The 16468-nt window shown below is 60.6% G+C and carries 14 protein-coding genes and 3 tRNA genes; all 17 read left to right on the top strand.

Translation table 11 applies throughout. The features are described from left to right. The first annotated feature begins 317 nt into the window (after positions 1 to 317). The 17 genes from ltaE to Q8K09_RS06120 all read left to right on the top strand — a co-directional run bounded on the left by ltaE (position 318) and on the right by Q8K09_RS06120 (position 16465). Positions 318 to 1319: a low-specificity L-threonine aldolase gene (gene ltaE / locus Q8K09_RS06200; RefSeq protein WP_305254094.1), complete on the top strand. Its 1002-nt coding sequence runs from the start codon at positions 318 to 320 to the stop codon at positions 1317 to 1319. A gap of 278 nt (positions 1320 to 1597) precedes the next feature. Then, positions 1598 to 4222: an alanine--tRNA ligase gene (gene alaS, locus Q8K09_RS06195; protein WP_305254093.1), complete on the top strand. Its 2625-nt coding sequence runs from the start codon at positions 1598 to 1600 to the stop codon at positions 4220 to 4222. 104 nt (positions 4223 to 4326) lie between these two features. Then, positions 4327 to 5565 (top strand): aspartate kinase, encoded by a 1239-nt coding sequence (locus Q8K09_RS06190; protein WP_305254092.1) that lies wholly within the window; start codon positions 4327 to 4329, stop codon positions 5563 to 5565. A gap of 185 nt (positions 5566 to 5750) precedes the next feature. Further along, on the top strand, positions 5751 to 5936 hold the full coding sequence (gene csrA / locus Q8K09_RS06185) for a carbon storage regulator CsrA (protein ID WP_010490393.1): 186 nt from the start codon (positions 5751 to 5753) through the stop codon (positions 5934 to 5936). Between the two features lie 62 nt (positions 5937 to 5998). After that, positions 5999 to 6089 (top strand) — tRNA-Ser (locus tag Q8K09_RS06180). A gap of 109 nt (positions 6090 to 6198) precedes the next feature. Next, positions 6199 to 6275, top strand: a tRNA-Arg gene (locus tag Q8K09_RS06175). Between the two features lie 71 nt (positions 6276 to 6346). Beyond that, positions 6347 to 6423: transfer RNA gene (locus tag Q8K09_RS06170), tRNA-Arg, on the top strand. 227 nt (positions 6424 to 6650) lie between these two features. Then, positions 6651 to 6722 (top strand): pyrroloquinoline quinone precursor peptide PqqA, encoded by a 72-nt coding sequence (gene pqqA / locus Q8K09_RS06165; RefSeq protein WP_003284930.1) that lies wholly within the window; start codon positions 6651 to 6653, stop codon positions 6720 to 6722. A 46-nt stretch (positions 6723 to 6768) separates the two neighbouring features. Next, a complete protein-coding gene (pqqB, locus tag Q8K09_RS06160) occupies positions 6769 to 7683 on the top strand; it encodes a pyrroloquinoline quinone biosynthesis protein PqqB (protein ID WP_305254091.1) in 915 nt (304 codons plus the stop codon). Between the two features lie 50 nt (positions 7684 to 7733). Then, complete coding sequence (gene pqqC / locus Q8K09_RS06155) at positions 7734 to 8486, top strand: pyrroloquinoline-quinone synthase PqqC (protein ID WP_305254090.1); 753 nt, start codon at positions 7734 to 7736, stop codon at positions 8484 to 8486. Between the two features lie 88 nt (positions 8487 to 8574). Then, a complete protein-coding gene (gene pqqD, locus Q8K09_RS06150; protein ID WP_305254089.1) occupies positions 8575 to 8853 on the top strand; it encodes a pyrroloquinoline quinone biosynthesis peptide chaperone PqqD in 279 nt (92 codons plus the stop codon). Next, a complete protein-coding gene (gene pqqE / locus Q8K09_RS06145; protein WP_305254088.1) occupies positions 8825 to 9979 on the top strand; it encodes a pyrroloquinoline quinone biosynthesis protein PqqE in 1155 nt (384 codons plus the stop codon). The genes pqqD and pqqE overlap by 29 nt, the downstream gene beginning before the upstream one ends. A 5-nt stretch (positions 9980 to 9984) precedes the next feature. Then, complete coding sequence (locus tag Q8K09_RS06140) at positions 9985 to 11904, top strand: prolyl oligopeptidase family serine peptidase (protein WP_305254087.1); 1920 nt, start codon at positions 9985 to 9987, stop codon at positions 11902 to 11904. Between the two features lie 200 nt (positions 11905 to 12104). Continuing rightward, complete coding sequence (ercA, locus tag Q8K09_RS06135; RefSeq protein WP_305254086.1) at positions 12105 to 13268, top strand: alcohol dehydrogenase-like regulatory protein ErcA; 1164 nt, start codon at positions 12105 to 12107, stop codon at positions 13266 to 13268. Beyond that, positions 13252 to 14997, top strand: coding sequence for a NahK/ErcS family hybrid sensor histidine kinase/response regulator (locus Q8K09_RS06130; RefSeq protein WP_305254085.1), 1746 nt, complete (start codon positions 13252 to 13254; stop codon positions 14995 to 14997). The genes ercA and Q8K09_RS06130 overlap by 17 nt, the downstream gene beginning before the upstream one ends. Before the next feature lie 107 nt (positions 14998 to 15104). Continuing rightward, entirely contained in the window at positions 15105 to 15506 is a 402-nt protein-coding gene (locus Q8K09_RS06125; protein WP_305254084.1) for a PA2779 family protein, read from the top strand. Between the two features lie 35 nt (positions 15507 to 15541). Continuing rightward, the gene (locus Q8K09_RS06120) at positions 15542 to 16465 is read left to right on the top strand and encodes a PA2778 family cysteine peptidase (RefSeq protein WP_305254129.1); all 924 of its coding nucleotides are present in this window, start codon (positions 15542 to 15544) and stop codon (positions 16463 to 16465) included. The last annotated feature ends 3 nt before the right edge of the window (positions 16466 to 16468 follow it).

Genomic DNA, 16468 nt, shown 5'->3' with positions numbered 1-16468 from the left:
ACGCAAAACCCAGGTTGTACCACGCCGCGATGGGCATCGCCGCGCTCAGCGGTCGTAGGGTGCGCCGCGCGCACCAAGGTAATGCGGTGCATGATCGGCTTCGGGATGATCCATGTATTCGGTGCGCGCGGCGCACCCTACGGGGGTAGCCGCTCCCGCATGTCCAGCCCGGCCGGGCGCACGCAAAACCCAGGTTGGGCCCGGCCGCCATGGGTATCGCCGCACCCTACGGGGGATATATTGACCCATCTGTACCTTGTTCCCATGCCAGGGGCGCCTTAGCATCGGGTTTTTCGTCACGTTAAAGGGAACCGTTCATGGCCATCATCGACCTGCGTAGCGACACCGTCACTCAGCCGACTCCGGGTATGCGCGAGGCCATGCTGGCGGCCGAGCTGGGCGATGACGTCTACGGCGAGGACCCTACGGTCAATCGCCTGGAGCGCTATCTGGCCGCTGAATTGGGCTTTGCCCGCGCGCTGTTCGTGCCGACCGGCACCATGAGCAACCTGCTCGGCCTGATGGCCCATTGTGAGCGAGGCGACGAATACATCGTCGGCCAGCAGGCGCACACCTATAAATACGAGGGCGGCGGCGCCGCGGTGCTGGGCTCGATCCAGCCGCAGCCGATCGAGGGCGAAGCCGATGGCTCGCTGGACCTGGCCAAGGTCGAGGCGACCATCAAACAGGACGACTTCCACTTCGCCCGCACTCGCCTGCTGGCGCTGGAAAACACCATGCAGGGTAAGGTCCTGTCGTTGAGTTATTTGGCGGCTGCCCGCGAGTTGACCCGCAGACGTGGCCTGGCCCTGCATCTGGATGGCGCGCGGCTGTACAACGCGGCGGTCAAGCTGGGCGTGCCGGCGCAGGAGATCACCCAATATTTCGATTCGGTTTCGGTCTGCCTGTCCAAGGGCCTTGGCGCGCCAATTGGCTCGGTGTTGTGCGGCAGCGACGAGTTGATTGGCAGGGCGCGGCGCTGGCGCAAGATGGTTGGCGGCGGCATGCGCCAGGCCGGCATCGTGGCTGCCGCTGGACTCTATGCCCTGGAGCATCAGGTGGCGCGCCTGGCCGAAGATCACTCCAATGCCGATCGGCTGGCTGCCGGGCTGCGCAGCTTGGGTTACTCGGTCGAGCCGGTGCAGACCAATATGGTCTATGCCCAGGTTGGCGAACAGGCCGGCGCACTCAAGGCTTTCTGCGCCGACCGCGGGGTCAAGCTGACGGCTGCGCCGCGCCTGCGCATGGTTACGCACCTGGATGTTCGCGCCGAGGATATCGGGCGGATACTCGAGACCTTTGCCGCCTTCCGGCGCTAGGCTGGGGCGGGATTACGGATCCTGTCAGGCGACCCCCGTAGGAGCCAGCTTGCTGGCGATAGCACTGGCATGATCGCCAGCAAGCTGGCTCCTACATGTTGTGCGGCTGGTGATCAGCCTGGCTGCTTGAATAAGACGCGCTACAACGTCCGTGCAGCAATTTGCTTGTCGGCATTGCCCTCATCTATTAATAAAGGTACTAGCCCCATAGCCCAGGCCCGATATAATGCGGCCCTTTGCCGGCTTTGCAGTGGCCGCCTGTTTCCGTGGATGATCCTATGAAAAGCGCAGAAATCCGTGAAGCCTTCCTCAGCTTCTTCGAAGAGAAGGGGCACACCCGTGTCGCTTCCAGCTCCCTGATTCCGGGCAATGACCCGACGCTGCTGTTCACCAACGCCGGGATGAACCAGTTCAAAGACTGCTTCCTGGGCCTGGAAAAGCGCGCCTACACCCGCGCCGCGACCAGCCAGAAGTGCGTGCGTGCCGGTGGCAAGCACAACGACTTGGAAAACGTCGGCTACACCGCACGGCACCATACTTTCTTCGAGATGCTGGGAAACTTCAGCTTCGGTGATTATTTCAAGCGTGATGCCATCCACTTCGCCTGGGAGTTTCTCACCGGCGAAAACTGGCTGAAGCTGCCGAAGGACAAACTCTGGGTCACCGTCTACGCGACCGACGATGAGGCCTATGACATCTGGACCAAGGAAGTCGGCGTGCCGGCCGAGCGGATGATCCGTATTGGCGACAATAAAGGTGCGCCATACGCCTCCGACAACTTCTGGACCATGGGCGATACCGGCCCGTGCGGCCCCTGCACCGAGATTTTCTTCGACCATGGCGAGCACATCTGGGGCGGCCCACCCGGCAGCCCGGAAGAGGATGGCGACCGCTACATCGAGATCTGGAACAACGTGTTCATGCAGTTCAACCGCACCGCGGATGGCGTGCTGCACCCGCTGCCGGCGCCGAGCGTGGACACCGGTATGGGCTTGGAGCGCATCAGTGCGGTGCTGCAGCACGTCAACTCGAACTACGAGATCGACCTGTTCCAGAGCCTGCTCAACGCCGCGGCCAAGGCCATCGGCTGCGCCAACGAAGGCCAGGCTTCGCTGAAAGTGGTGGCCGACCATATCCGCTCGTGCGGCTTCCTGGTTGCCGACGGCGTAACCCCGTCCAACGAAGGCCGTGGCTATGTGCTGCGCCGCATCATCCGTCGCGCCTGCCGTCACGGTAACAAGCTGGGCGCCAAGGGCAGTTTCTTCTACCAGATTGTTGCCGCGCTGGTGGCCGAAATGGGTGAAGCTTTCCCGGAACTGACACAGCAGCAGGCGCATATCGAGCGCGTGCTGAAAACCGAAGAAGAGCAGTTCGCCAAGACCCTGGAGCAGGGCCTGAAGATTCTCGAACAGGATCTGGCTGAGCTCAAAGGCACGGTGATTCCGGGCGATGTGATCTTCAAACTGTACGATACCTTCGGCTTCCCGATGGACCTGACCGGCGACATCGCCCGTGAGCGCGAGCTGACCCTGGATGAAGAAGGTTTCGAGCGCGAGATGCAGGCCCAGCGCGAGCGCGCCCGTTCGGCCAGTTCGTTCGGCATGGATTACAACGCCCTGGTCAAGGTCGATAGCGACACGCGTTTCCTCGGCTACAGCGGCACCAGCGGCAGCGGTGCGATCATCGCGCTGTTCCAGGGTGATAAGGCGGTCGACAGCCTGAGTGAAGGCGAGGAGGGCGTGGTGGTCCTCGACCAGACGCCGTTTTATGCTGAATCCGGTGGTCAGGCGGGCGACTGCGGTTTCCTTGAGGGTGCCGGCGTACGCTTCGATGTGCGTGACACCACCAAGGCCGGTGGCGCTTTTCTGCACCACGGCATCGTCAGCAAGGGCGGCCTGAGCGTAGGTGCTTCGATCAAGGCCGAAGTTGACGCCAATGTGCGTCAGGCCACTGCACTCAACCATTCGGCGACCCACCTGTTGCACGCCGCCTTGCGTCAGGTGGTTGGCGAGCATGTGCAGCAGAAAGGCTCGCTGGTCGATAGCCAGCGTCTGCGTTTCGACTTCAGCCACTTCGAGGCGATCACGCCGGAACAGTTGAAGGCCCTGGAAGATATCGTCAACACCCAGGTGCGCAGCAATAGCGCTGTGGAGACCGTCGAAACCGATATCGAAACCGCCAAACAGAAAGGCGCCATGGCGCTGTTCGGCGAGAAATACGGCGATCAGGTGCGCGTATTGAGCATGGGCGGCGATTTCTCCGTCGAGCTCTGTGGCGGCACTCACGTATCCCGTACCGGTGACATCGGCCTGTTCAAGATCACCAGCGAAGGCGGTGTGGCGGCGGGCGTGCGACGTATTGAGGCGGTCACCGGTGCAGCTGCTTTTGCTTATCTGAATGCCGCTGAAGAACAGTTGAAAGAGGCCGCGGCACTGGTCAAGGGCAGCCGCGACAACCTGCTGGACAAGTTGACTGCCATGCTGGAGCGCAATCGTCAGCTGGAGAAAGAGCTGGAGCAGTTCAAGGCCAAGGCCGCCAGCGCCGCCGGGAACGATCTGGCCGGCTCTGCTGTCGAGGTCAAGGGCATCAAGGTGCTCAGTGCGCGGGTTGATGGCCGGGATGGCAAGGCCTTGCTGGCCATGGTCGATCAGTTGAAGAACAAGCTTGGCAGCGCAGTGATCCTGCTTGGCGGCGTGCAGGACGACAAGGTCGTGCTGGTGGCCGGCGTGACCCAGGACCTGACTGGCAAGCTCAAGGCCGGCGATCTGATGAAGCAGGCTGCAGCAGCAGTCGGTGGCAAGGGCGGCGGTCGTCCGGACATGGCGCAGGGTGGCGGTATTGATGCTGGCGCGCTGGATGGCGCGTTGGCGCTGGCCGTGACCTTTACCGAGCAAGGTCTGTAAGCATCGATCTGGGCGAGTGCGAGCACCAGGCTCGGCACTACGCCCGGTAGTGTATTGAGTTGACTGTTTAATGGGCGCCCTTCACGGGCTGAGGCGGCTTTGAAATGGCTTTGATCGTACAGAAATTTGGCGGCACCTCCGTCGGCACTGTTGAGCGTATTCAGCAGGTTGCCGAGAAGGTGAAGAAATTCCGCGAAAACGGCGATGACATTGTGGTCGTGGTTTCCGCCATGAGCGGTGAAACCAACCGATTGATCGAACTGGCCAAACAGGCGAGCGATGATCAGCCGGTGCCGCGTGAACTCGACGTAATGTTGTCCACCGGTGAGCAGGTGACCATTGCCCTCTTGACCATGGCGCTGATTCGCCGTGGTGTGCCGGCGGTGTCTTACACCGGTAATCAGGTGCGTATTCTCACCGATAGCGCGCACAATAAGGCGCGTATCCTGCAGATTGATGACCAGAAACTGCGTGCCGACCTCAAGGCTGGGCGCGTGGTCGTGGTTGCAGGCTTCCAAGGGGTGGATGAGCACGGCAATATCACCACGCTCGGGCGTGGTGGCTCCGATACCACCGGTGTGGCCCTGGCGGCCGCACTGAAGGCTGACGAGTGCCAGATCTATACGGATGTCGATGGTGTCTACACCACTGATCCGCGTGTGGTGCCTCAGGCTCAGCGTCTGGAAAAGATCACCTTTGAAGAAATGCTGGAAATGGCCAGCCTGGGTTCCAAGGTGCTGCAAATTCGCTCGGTGGAATTCGCCGGCAAATACAACGTCCCGCTGCGCGTATTGCACAGCTTTAAAGAGGGTCCGGGTACCCTCATTACCCTTGATGAAGAGGAATCCATGGAACAGCCGATTATTTCCGGCATCGCTTTCAATCGCGACGAAGCCAAGCTGACTATCCGTGGCGTACCGGACATCCCGGGCGTGGCGTTCAAGATTCTCGGCCCGGTCAGTGCCGCCAATATCGAAGTCGACATGATCGTGCAGAACGTGGCGCACGATAACACCACCGATTTCACCTTTACCGTGCACCGCAACGACTACCAGGCCGCGCAGCAGGTATTGGAAAATACCGCGCGTGAGCTGGGTGCGCGTGAAGTGGTTGGCGACATCAAGATTGCCAAGGTTTCTATCGTCGGCGTCGGTATGCGCTCCCATGCGGGGGTTGCCAGCCGGATGTTCGAGGCGTTGGCCAAGGAAAACATCAATATCCAGATGATCTCTACCTCGGAAATCAAGGTGTCCGTGGTCATCGAGGAGAAATACCTGGAGTTGGCAGTGCGTGCTTTGCACACTGCGTTCGAATTGGATGCCCCCGCCCGACAGGGTGATTGACGGCATTGCCCAAAAGGCGCGCACTATTTGCGCGCCTTTTGTCTTTTTGGTTGGCGTGGATGGACTTTCTTTCTGTCCACACTAGTCAATACTTGGGTGAAGGCCTCGTTTGAGCTGTAGGGGGCCGCCACCATTTGCTTTTTTGCAGACTGCTGTATTGGACTTAAATCCGTGAGGAGAAAGGAATGCTGATTCTAACTCGCCGGGTCGGTGAGACCCTGATGGTGGGTGACGAGGTCACTGTCACCGTGTTGGGCGTGAAGGGTAATCAGGTGCGCATTGGCGTTAACGCGCCGAAGGAAGTAGCCGTGCATCGTGAGGAAATTTACCAGCGCATTCAGAAGGAGAAGGACGAAGAACCAAGCCATTAATTTTTATCTGATTTTTGGCTTTGCAAGCGGGGCGTTTATGAGTATTATACGCCCCGTGTTGCGGAGAGGTGGCCGAGTGGCCGAAGGCGCTCCCCTGCTAAGGGAGTACATCTCATAAGGGTGTCGGGGGTTCGAATCCCCCCTTCTCCGCCATTATTCAGTGTTGTAGGGTGTGGTCCTGCTTTGATCAGTAAGTTGTTGAAATTAATCTGATTCAGGCTTGATTGATAAATTTTTCACCCTATAATGCGCCCCGGACAGTGCACTCATAGCTCAGCTGGATAGAGTACTCGGCTACGAACCGAGCGGTCGGAGGTTCGAATCCTCCTGAGTGCACCATATTGAAGATGACCTGCAGCAATGCAGGTCGTGTTTAAAGCCAGCGGTGATCTGGTTAAAAAGCGCCACTTGCACTCATAGCTCAGCTGGATAGAGTACTCGGCTACGAACCGAGCGGTCGGAGGTTCGAATCCTCCTGAGTGCACCAACAAATAGAAGGGCCTGCAGCGATGCAGGCCCTTTTTCTTTGTGCCGCCGAAAGTAGCCGTTTAGCGCGGCATGCCACGCCTCGATGCCCTGTCAGGCATGGGTTGCCCTGCAGACCTACCAATACCAGCTCGATCTCCTCCCAAAGTACCATTCTGTCGCGGGCGTTCTGGGTGCATAACTAGCACTGCCGGAATTCACCGGTTTTGATAAGAAGAGGACCGCGCCATGTGGACTAAACCCGCCTTCACCGATATGCGCATTGGTTTCGAAGTCACCATGTACTTCGCCAATCGTTGATCCGCCTTGCCCCGGCCCTGTCGGGGCATCTCACCCGGAACTCATCATGCATATCCAGATTCTCGGTTCCGCCGCTGGCGGTGGTTTTCCTCAGTGGAATTGTAATTGCCACAACTGCCGTGGCGTGCGTGACGGCAGCCTGAATGCGCAGCCGCGTACCCAGTCGTCCATTGCCCTGTCCGACGATGGGGTCAACTGGATACTGTGCAACGCCTCGCCGGATATCCGCGCGCAAATCGAAGCCTTTCCGCTCCTGCAGCCGGCACGCAAGCCGCGTGATACGGCGATTGGCGCGATTATCCTGCTGGACAGCCAGATCGATCATTGCACCGGTCTGCTGACCCTGCGCGAAGGCTGTCCGCACAAGGTCTGGTGTACCGAGATGGTGCATCAGGACCTTACCAGCGGATTTCCCCTGTTCACCATGCTCGACCACTGGAATGGTGGTCTGCAGCATCAACTGATCGAGCTGGGCGGGGTGCCGTTCACGATCCCGGCCTGCCCGAACCTGTCGATCACCGCCATTGCCCTGCGCAGCAGTGCTCCGCCTTATTCGCCGCACCGCGGCAACCCGCACCCAGGCGACAATATCGGCTTGTTCGTCGAGGACCGGCGCACGGGCGGCACGTTGTTCTATGCCCCGGGGCTGGGGCAGGTTGACGATGCCTTGCTGGCCTGGATGCGTCGTGCCGATTGCCTGCTGGTCGACGGCACCCTATGGCGCGATGACGAAATGCGTCACTGCGGGGTGGGCGACAAGCTCGGCAGCGAAATGGGTCATCTGCCGCAAAGCGGTTCCGGTGGCATGATCGAGGTGCTTGACGGCCTGTCGGCAAAGCAGAAGATCCTTATTCATATCAACAACACCAATCCGATCCTCAATGTCGACTCGCCTGAGCGCGCTGAGTTGTGCGCCCACGGCATAGACGTCGCCTGGGACGGTATGAGCATCAATCTTTAGGGTGCGCCGTGCGCACCGAAGGCAGACCACAAGAGCACCGGAGAGCTGCGATGAGCCAGACCGCCATGAGCCCCGCCGAATTCGAGCAGGCGTTGCGCGCCAAGGGCGCTTATTACCACATTCATCACCCTTTCCACCGCGCGATGTATGCCGGTCAATCCAGTCGCGCGCAGATTCAGGGCTGGGTCGCCAACCGTTTCTATTACCAGCTGAATATCCCGTTGAAGGATGCGGCGATCATGGCCAACTGTCCGGATCGCGACACGCGCCGTGAGTGGGTGCAGCGCATTATTGACCACGATGGCGCACCCGGCGAGGAGGGCGGAATCGAAGCCTGGTTGCGCCTGGCCGAAGCTGTAGGGCTGGATCGAGAGCAGGTGCTGTCCCAGGAGTTGGTGTTGCCAGGGGTGCGCTTCGCGGTCGATGCCTACGTCAACTTCGCCCGCCGTGCCTGCTGGCAGGAGGCAGCCAGCAGTTCGTTGACCGAACTGTTCGCACCTACCATCCATCAGTCGCGCCTGGATGCCTGGCCGCAGCATTACCCCTGGATTGATGCCAGCGGTTATGACTACTTTCGCAAACGCCTGAAAGAGGCGCGCCGCGATGTCGAGCACGGCCTGCGCATCACCTTGCAGCACTACACGACCTATGAGGGCCAGCAACGCATGCTGGAGATCCTGCAGTTCAAACTGGATGTGTTGTGGAGCATGCTTGATGCCATGAGCATGGCCTATGAGCTGGAACGAGCGCCTTACCATTCGGTGACGACTGAACGGGTCTGGCATAAGGGGATCGCGCTGTGAGCAGCCGTCTACTGGTGCGCCTGGCGCACCCTACGGCCGGCGTATCCCTCTTAGGGTGCGCGGCGCGCACCACTGCGGAGTCGAGTGTATGAGTCAGTCCCTTGCAAGCAAGATCCCCACGTTGCGCCGTGGCTTTCGTCTGCAGTTCGAGCCCGTGCAAAACTGCCACGTGCTGCTTTATCCGGAAGGCATGATCAAACTCAACGACAGCGCCGGGGAAATCCTCCAGCAGGTCAATGGTACGCACAGCGTCGGTGAGATCATTGATACGTTGAGCGAGCGCTTCCCGGATGTGCCGGGGCTCGATGAAGACATCCTGGCCTTTATGGAGGTAGCCAATGCTCAGTTCTGGATCGAGTTGCAGTAAGCCTGGGCATGAACCCGGTCCACCGTTGTGGCTGTTGGCCGAGCTGACCTATCGCTGTCCGTTGCAGTGCCCGTACTGCTCCAACCCGCTGGATTTTTCTCAGCAAGGTCAGGAACTGACTACTGCTGAGTGGATCGAGGTGTTTCGTCAGGCGCGCGCGCTGGGTGCCGCGCAATTAGGCTTTTCCGGTGGCGAGCCGCTGGTGCGCCAGGATTTGGCCGAGCTGATCAAGGCGGCGCGGGACCTGGGCTATTACACCAATCTGATTACCTCCGGCATCGGTTTGAGCGAAGCGCGCATCGCCAGTTTCAGCGAGGCCGGTCTGGATCATATCCAGATCAGCTTCCAGGCTGCCGATGAGGAAGTGAACAATATGCTGGCCGGCTCGAAGAAGGCCTTCGCCCAGAAGCTGGCGATGGCCCGGGCAGTCAAGGCGGCTGGTTATCCCATGGTGCTGAACTTCGTTACCCACCGGCACAACATCGACAATATCGAGCGAATTATCGAGCTGTGTCTGGAGCTGGAAGCGGACTTCGTCGAGTTGGCCACCTGTCAGTTCTATGGGTGGGCCGAGCTCAACCGTGCGGGCCTGTTGCCGACTCGCGCCCAGTTGGAGCGTGCCGAGCGCATCACTAACGAATGGCGCGCCAAGCTGGCGGCTGAGAACCACCCATGCAAGCTGATCTTCGTCACCCCGGATTACTATGAGGAACGGCCCAAGGCCTGCATGAATGGCTGGGGCAACCTGTTCCTCGATATCACGCCGGATGGCACCGCGCTGCCGTGTCACAGCGCGCGCCAGCTGCCGGTGCAGTTTCCCAACGTGCGCGAGCACAGTATTGAGCACATCTGGCGCGACTCTTTCGGTTTCAACCGCTTTCGTGGTGACGACTGGATGCCCGAGCCGTGTCGCTCCTGTGACGAAAAGGCCAAGGACCTCGGTGGCTGCCGCTGTCAGGCTTTCATGCTCACGGGCGACGCCAGCAACGCCGATCCGGTGTGCAGCAAGTCGGCGCACCACGGCATCATCCTCGCCGCGCGCGAAGAGGCCGAGCAGGCGCCCGGAGCGCTGGAGAACCTGGTATTTCGCAACGAGAAGGCCTCCAAGCTGATCTGCAAGGCCTAGGGCGCATGAGGCGCACCGAACAGGCCGAGGGTATTTGGAATGCCGTCCAGGCCGCAGCCGCCAGTGGCGATTTCGCCGAACTGCATGCCGCTCATGGTGGCTTGCTGTGGGTGGCTTTCGATCCGCAGCAGGCACGCTGCGGTCTGTTCTTCTGGCGTGACGACGAGGTGCGCGAGCTGACCCCGGCGGATTTTTCCGTGCGCAGCCGCGTCTACGAGTACGGCGGCGGCGCCTGCTGCGCCACCGAGCAGGGTGCGGCGTTCGTCAACGAGACTGACCAGCAGATCTATCTGCTGCCTTGTGGGAGCGGCCTTGGTCGAGAATTATCGACGCCGCCCCAGCAACTGACCACCCGCCCGGATTGCCGTTACGGCGATCTGTCCTTTGTCTCGGTCTGGCAGGCGCTCCTAGCCGTGGAGGAAAGTCATGAGGCGGCCGGGGTGATCCACCGCCTGGTGCGCATCGGTCTGGACGGCAGTCGGCGGGTGCTGGTTGAAGGCGCCGACTTCTATGCCGGCCCGGTTGCCAGTGCCGACGGTCGCCAGTTGGCCTGGATCGAGTGGGACAGGCCCTATCAACCCTGGGTTGCCACTCGCCTGTGTTTGCGTGAGGGGCAGGGCGCCAAGCGGGTTCTGGCCGGCGATGCTAACGACCAGTCTCTGCAGCAGCCGCGCTTCGCTGCCGATGGCCGGCTCTGGGTGCTCTCCGACCGCCACGGCTGGTGGCAGCCGGTGTGCGCTACGGATGTTTCGTCTGCGGCGGCCAGCGCGTACGCCGCACCCTACGATCATGCGCCGGCGCCCTGGCAATTGGGCGGCTGTACCTACCTGCCACTCGAGTCGGGTGACATGCTGCTGAGCCGTTTCGAGCAGGGCTTCGGCGTGCTGCTTGAACGGGCCGTAGGGTGCGCTGCGCGCACCGATGCTTTCAGCGAGAGCACCACTGATGTGCATGGTCACGGCGGCCCTGCGTCGCCGGGCGAGCGGCGTCTGGCCTCGGGCTTCAGCCGCTTTCGCTGTCTGGCCGCAGACGCCGAACATTTTTACTGCATTGCCGGGGCGCCGGATCGTCTGCCAGCGATTCTGGCCATCAGCCGTGACAGTGGGGTGGTGCGCATTCTTGTCGGTGGTGAGCCGCCATTGGGCAAACAGTACCTGCCCATGCCGCAGCCGTTTAGCTGTCCGGTCGGTGAGGGCGAACGCAGTCATGGGTTTTTCTATGCGCCAGCGGGGCTAGCCGAGAAGCCGCCGTTGCTGGTGTTTCTGCACGGCGGACCCACTTCTGCCTGCTATCCGGTGTTCGATCCGCGCATTCCTTTCTGGACGCTACGCGGCTTCGCTGTGCTCGACCTCAATTATCGCGGCAGCAGCGGTTATGGGCGTGCCTATCGGCTGCGCCTGGCGGGCGAGTGGGGGTGTATCGAGGTGGCGGACGCCGAGGCGGCGGTGGCGCACCTGGCCGCCGGTGGTTTGATCGATCCCGCACGTGCATTTATTCGCGGTGCCAGTGCCGGCGGCTACACGGCATTATGCGCCCTGGCCTTCAGTCGGCGGTTTCGCGGCGGTGCGAGTCTCTATGGGGTCAGTGATCCGCTGGCTTTGCGCAAGGTGACGCACAAGTTTGAGGCTGATTATCTGGACTGGCTGATCGGCGATCCACTGCGCGATGCTCAGCGCTATCGGGAGCGCACGCCGCTAATGCACGCCGACCGGATCACCGCGCCGGTGATCTTTTTTCAGGGCGGCCTGGATGCGGTAGTGTTGCCGGCGCAGACCGAGCAGATGGTCGCTGCGCTAAGGCTGCGCAGCGTACCCGTGGAATACCACCTGTACCCGCAAGAGCGTCATGGTTTTCGCCAGGCGACGAACATGGCTCATGCTCTGGAGCATGAGTGGCGCTTTTATCGGCAGCTGCTGACGTCGTGAGTCGGTCCAGGTCTCGCCCGCGGGTGTGGTGGGGCGCCTGGTCAGTATTTTGTAGGGGTTTGCGGATTTCATGGTCAATACCCTGACAACCAGCGTCCCTGGTGTTGCTCGCATGAGTCTGGCGACTGCAGGAGCATTGCATTGGCAGGCGAATGCAGTACGCTGCCCGGTAGTCAAAATAACAAGCAGTAGGCCGTGGCATGAGCCCCGATATTAGTCTTCATCGTAAATTCGTCTCGCCGGAAATTGTCTTTGGTGCTGGTTGCCGGCATAGCGTGGGCAACTACGCCAGTAACTTCGGTGCGCGCAAGGTCCTGTTGGTTTCTGATCCAGGGGTGCAAGCTGCCGGTTGGGTGGCTGATGTGCAGGCCAGCCTATTGCGGCAGGGCATCGAGCACTGCCTGTACACCCAGGTATCGCCCAACCCACGCTGCGAAGAGGTGATGCTCGGCGCCGAGCTTTACCGCAGCCAGGGCTGCAACGTGATCGTAGCGGTGGGCGGTGGCAGCCCAATGGACTGCGCCAAGGGCATCGGCATTGCGGTTGCCCATGGCCGCAATATCATCGAGTTCGAGGGGGTGGATACCCTGCGTGTACCGAGCCCGCCGCTGATCCTGATTCCAACCACTGCCGGTACGTCGGCAGATGTCTCGCAGTTCGTGATCATCTCCAATCAGGATGAGCGGATGAAGTTCTCCATCGTCAGCAAGGGGGCGGTGCCCGACGTCTCGCTGATTGACCCGGAAACCACTCTGAGCATGGACCCGTTCCTCTCGGCCTGTACCGGCATCGATGCGCTGGTGCACGCGATCGAAGCCTTCGTGTCCACTGGCGCCGGACCCTTGACCGATTCCCACGCGCTCGAAGCCATGCGCCTGATCAATGGCAACCTGGTAGCAATGATCGCTAACCCGAATGAAATCGCCCTGCGCGAGAAGATCATGCTTGGCAGCATGCAAGCCGGTCTGGCCTTTTCCAATGCCATCCTTGGCGCGGTGCATGCGATGTCGCACAGCCTGGGTGGATTCCTCGATCTGCCGCACGGTCTGTGTAATGCGGTATTGGTCGAGCATGTGGTGGCGTTCAACTACAAGGCCGCACCGGAGCGCTTCAAAATGGTGGCCGAAACCCTCGGCGTCGACACCCGCGGCCTCACTCATCCGCAAATTCGCCTGCGCCTGGTCGAGCACCTGATTCAGTTCAAGCACGCCGTTGGCTTCCATGAAACCCTCGCGCTGCATGGCGTGGGCAGCTCGGACATCCCGTTCCTGTCACGCAATGCCATGCAGGACCCCTGCATTCTTACCAACCCGAGGGATTCGACCCAGCGCGATGTCGAGGTCGTCTATGCCGAAGCCCTCTGATCAGCAGCGCCAGGCGCTCACCGAACTGCTCGGGCTGGGCAGTCATTCGGTGCGCAAGAGCCATTACCCGGAGTTGCTGGCGCGTCTGGAAGACCTGGAAACCGAGCGTAATCGCTATAAGTGGCTATTCGAGCACGCGGTACACGGCATCTTCCAGGCCAGTCTGCAGGAGGGCCTGCGCTCAGCCAATCCAGCTTTGGCGCGGATGCTGGGTTATGACGATCCACACGAGGTGTTGTGGTCGCTGACCGATCTGGCCAACTACCTGTTCGTGGGTGGTCGTGAGGAGTTGCAGCATATTCGCCAGGTGCTGGAGCATGCTCCCGGGCTGTTTGGCTATGAAACCCAGTTACGCCGCAAGGACGGCAGCGCCATTGATGTCTTGATGAACTTACTGCTCAAGCCTGGTGAAGATGGCCTCATTGAGGGTTTCGTCGCTGATATCACCGAGCGCAAGCTGGCGCAGCAGCGCTTGCAATTGCTCAATGAAGAGCTGGAGCTGCGGGTCAAGGCGCGCACTGTCGAGTTGCAGGAAGCCAACCGCAACCTGTTGCAACAGATCGTCGAGCGCAAGCGCATCGAGCAGGAGCTACGCGAGGCGCGTGATGCCGCGCAAGCTGCCAACCACAGCAAGGATAAGTACCTGGCAACCGCCAGTCATGATCTGTTGCAGCCACTTAACGCTGCGCGTCTGTTGATCTCCACCCTGCGCGAGCGCAGCTTGCCGGCTGCTGAGCATAATCTGGTCGAGCGCAGCCACCAGGCACTGGAGGGCGCCGAGGACCTGCTCACTGACTTGCTCGATATCTCCAAGCTCGATCAGGCGGCGATTAAGCCGGATGTTGATGTATATCGTCTGCAGGATCTGTTGGCGCCTCTGGCGTCCGAGTTTCAGTCGGTGGCCGCTGCCGAGGGTTTGCGCCTGAGGACGCGAATTCCCGACTATACGATCAGCACGGATTTCCGCCTGCTGACGCGCATCCTGCGCAACTTCCTGAGCAACGCCTGCCGCTATACCGAGCACGGCCGCGTCCTCTTGGGCGTGCGAAAACGTGGTGATTTCCTCGACCTGCAGGTCTGGGACACCGGCCGTGGGATATCCGAGGATCAGCTGGGAAACATCTTTCTGGAATTCAACCAGCTGAATGTAGGGCGCGCTGCAGAGCGTCGAGGGGTGGGGTTGGGTCTGGCAATCGTCGAGCGCATCGCACACATGCTGGGCTACCCGGTCGAGGTGCGCTCGCAGCCTGGGCGCGGTTCGGTTTTTTCCATTCGGGTGCCGTTGGCAGTGCGGGGCATGAGTGCGCCACCGGTGGTTTCATCGGTTCAGCCGTTAGTCGGTGATCCTCTGCCGGGGCGGCGCCTGTTGGTGCTGGATAACGAGCTGAGTATCCTGCACAGCATGGCGGCGCTGCTTGAGCAGTGGGGCTGCGTGGTGGTAACAGCTATCGATCAGGATGCTGCCGTCCAAGCGCTTGAAGGGCAGGCCCCAGATTTGATTCTGGCGGACTTTCACCTTGATCATGATGTGCAGGGTTGCGATGTGGTGGCGTATTTACGGGAGCATTTCAGCGCGCCGATTCCTGCGGTGATGATCACGGCGGACCGCAGCGACCAGTGCCGCCGAGAGTTGCAGCGCATGGGTATGCCGTTGCTCAATAAACCGGTCAAGCCTGGCAAGTTGCGCGCGGTGGTCAGTCAGATGCTGCGCGATACAACCCTCTTGTGAGGGCGATGAGCGCGAGACAGTTACATGCGTTATATTGATTATGTTGAGATTGAACCTATTCAAGCTGTTCTGTTCTAGAGATACGGTTCATCAAGGAGATAACCTGAATGCACAATTATTCGTTCTTCCGTCGTATGGCTGCCATGTTGGCGGTGTTTCACGTTTTGATGATTGTCCAAATGCCCTTGGCTAACGCGGCCATGATAGGCACCGGTGAGGTGCTGGCCGAGCAACAGCAGCAAGTCGATAGGCAGCAATTGCTGAGCATGCTCGATGAGCAGGGTGTCCAGGAAAAATTGCTGGGCATGGGGGTTGACCGCGTTCAAGTGGAAGACCGTATCAACAGCCTGACCAGTGCCGAACTGGCACAGTTCAATCAGCAGCTGTCAGAAGCGCCAGCAGGTGCTGGTGTTGTTGGGGTCATCGTGTTGTTTCTGGTGGTCTTCATCATTACCGACATGCTCTGTGCAACTAATGTGTTCAGTTTCGTCAAGTGCATAAATCGTTGATTGGTAGGTATGTCCCGCTACTCGTTCTGACACTTCTGCTTGCCGCTTGCGCGAAGTCTCCGGTGTTGCCACCCGAGACGTCGCGTTTGCCTGAACGGGTAGAGCTGAGCGATGTGCCGTTTTTTCCGCAGAGCGCCTATCAATGCGGGCCGGCGGCGCTAGCGACGATGCTCAATCAGCGCGGCGTCGTGACCAGCCCCGGTCTGCTCAAGGACAAGGTGTTTATTCCGGCGCGTGGCGGTAGCCTGCAAGTCGAGATGGTGGCGGCCGCGCGTACACACGACATGCTGGTGTACCCACTGCAACCGAACCTGCAGGCAATACTTGGCGAGGTGGCGGCGGGTAATCCGGTGTTGGTCTTGCAAAACCTGGCTTATGACTGGTACCCGCTCTGGCACTTCGCTGTGGTAGTCGGCTATGACCAGCGTGAACGGACCTTGATCTTGCGCTCGGGTACCACGCGGCGCGCAATGACCAGCTTCAGCAGCTTCGATAAGACGTGGGCGCGCGGTGGGCGTTGGGCTGTTTTGACCTTGCCGACGGATACGCTGCCGGCTCAGGCTGAGCTGCGGCCGTGGCTTAAGGCGGCCAGCGACCTTGAGGAAACCGGGCGGGTTGCTGCCGCGCAGCGTGCCTATCGCAGCGCCACCCAGCAATGGCCGGCTGAGTCTCTGGGGTGGTTTGCCTTGGCCAATAGTCGCCATGCCAGCGGCGATTCGCTGGGGGCCGAAGAGGCTTTACGGCAAAGTCTGGCGCAGCAGCCAGACTTCGCTGCAGGCTGGTTTAATCTGTCGCAGGTGCTGGTCGATCGTGGTTGCCCGCAGGCAGGCGAGCAGGCGAGGGCTTGTGCTCAGCGGCTAGCTCCGGACGATCAGCGCTTTGCCGCAGGGGTGAAGCCCGCCACTGGTGGGGCAGCGCAGCAGTGCTCGTCTCCCCTGGTCTGCCCGCAAGCTAACTGAGTG

Source organism: Pseudomonas sp. (genome assembly GCF_030683065.1).
Classification (GTDB): Bacteria; Pseudomonadota; Gammaproteobacteria; order Pseudomonadales; family Pseudomonadaceae; genus Aquipseudomonas.
Note: the sequence above shows the minus strand (reverse complement) of the source record. Positions and strands in the feature narration are given on the sequence as shown.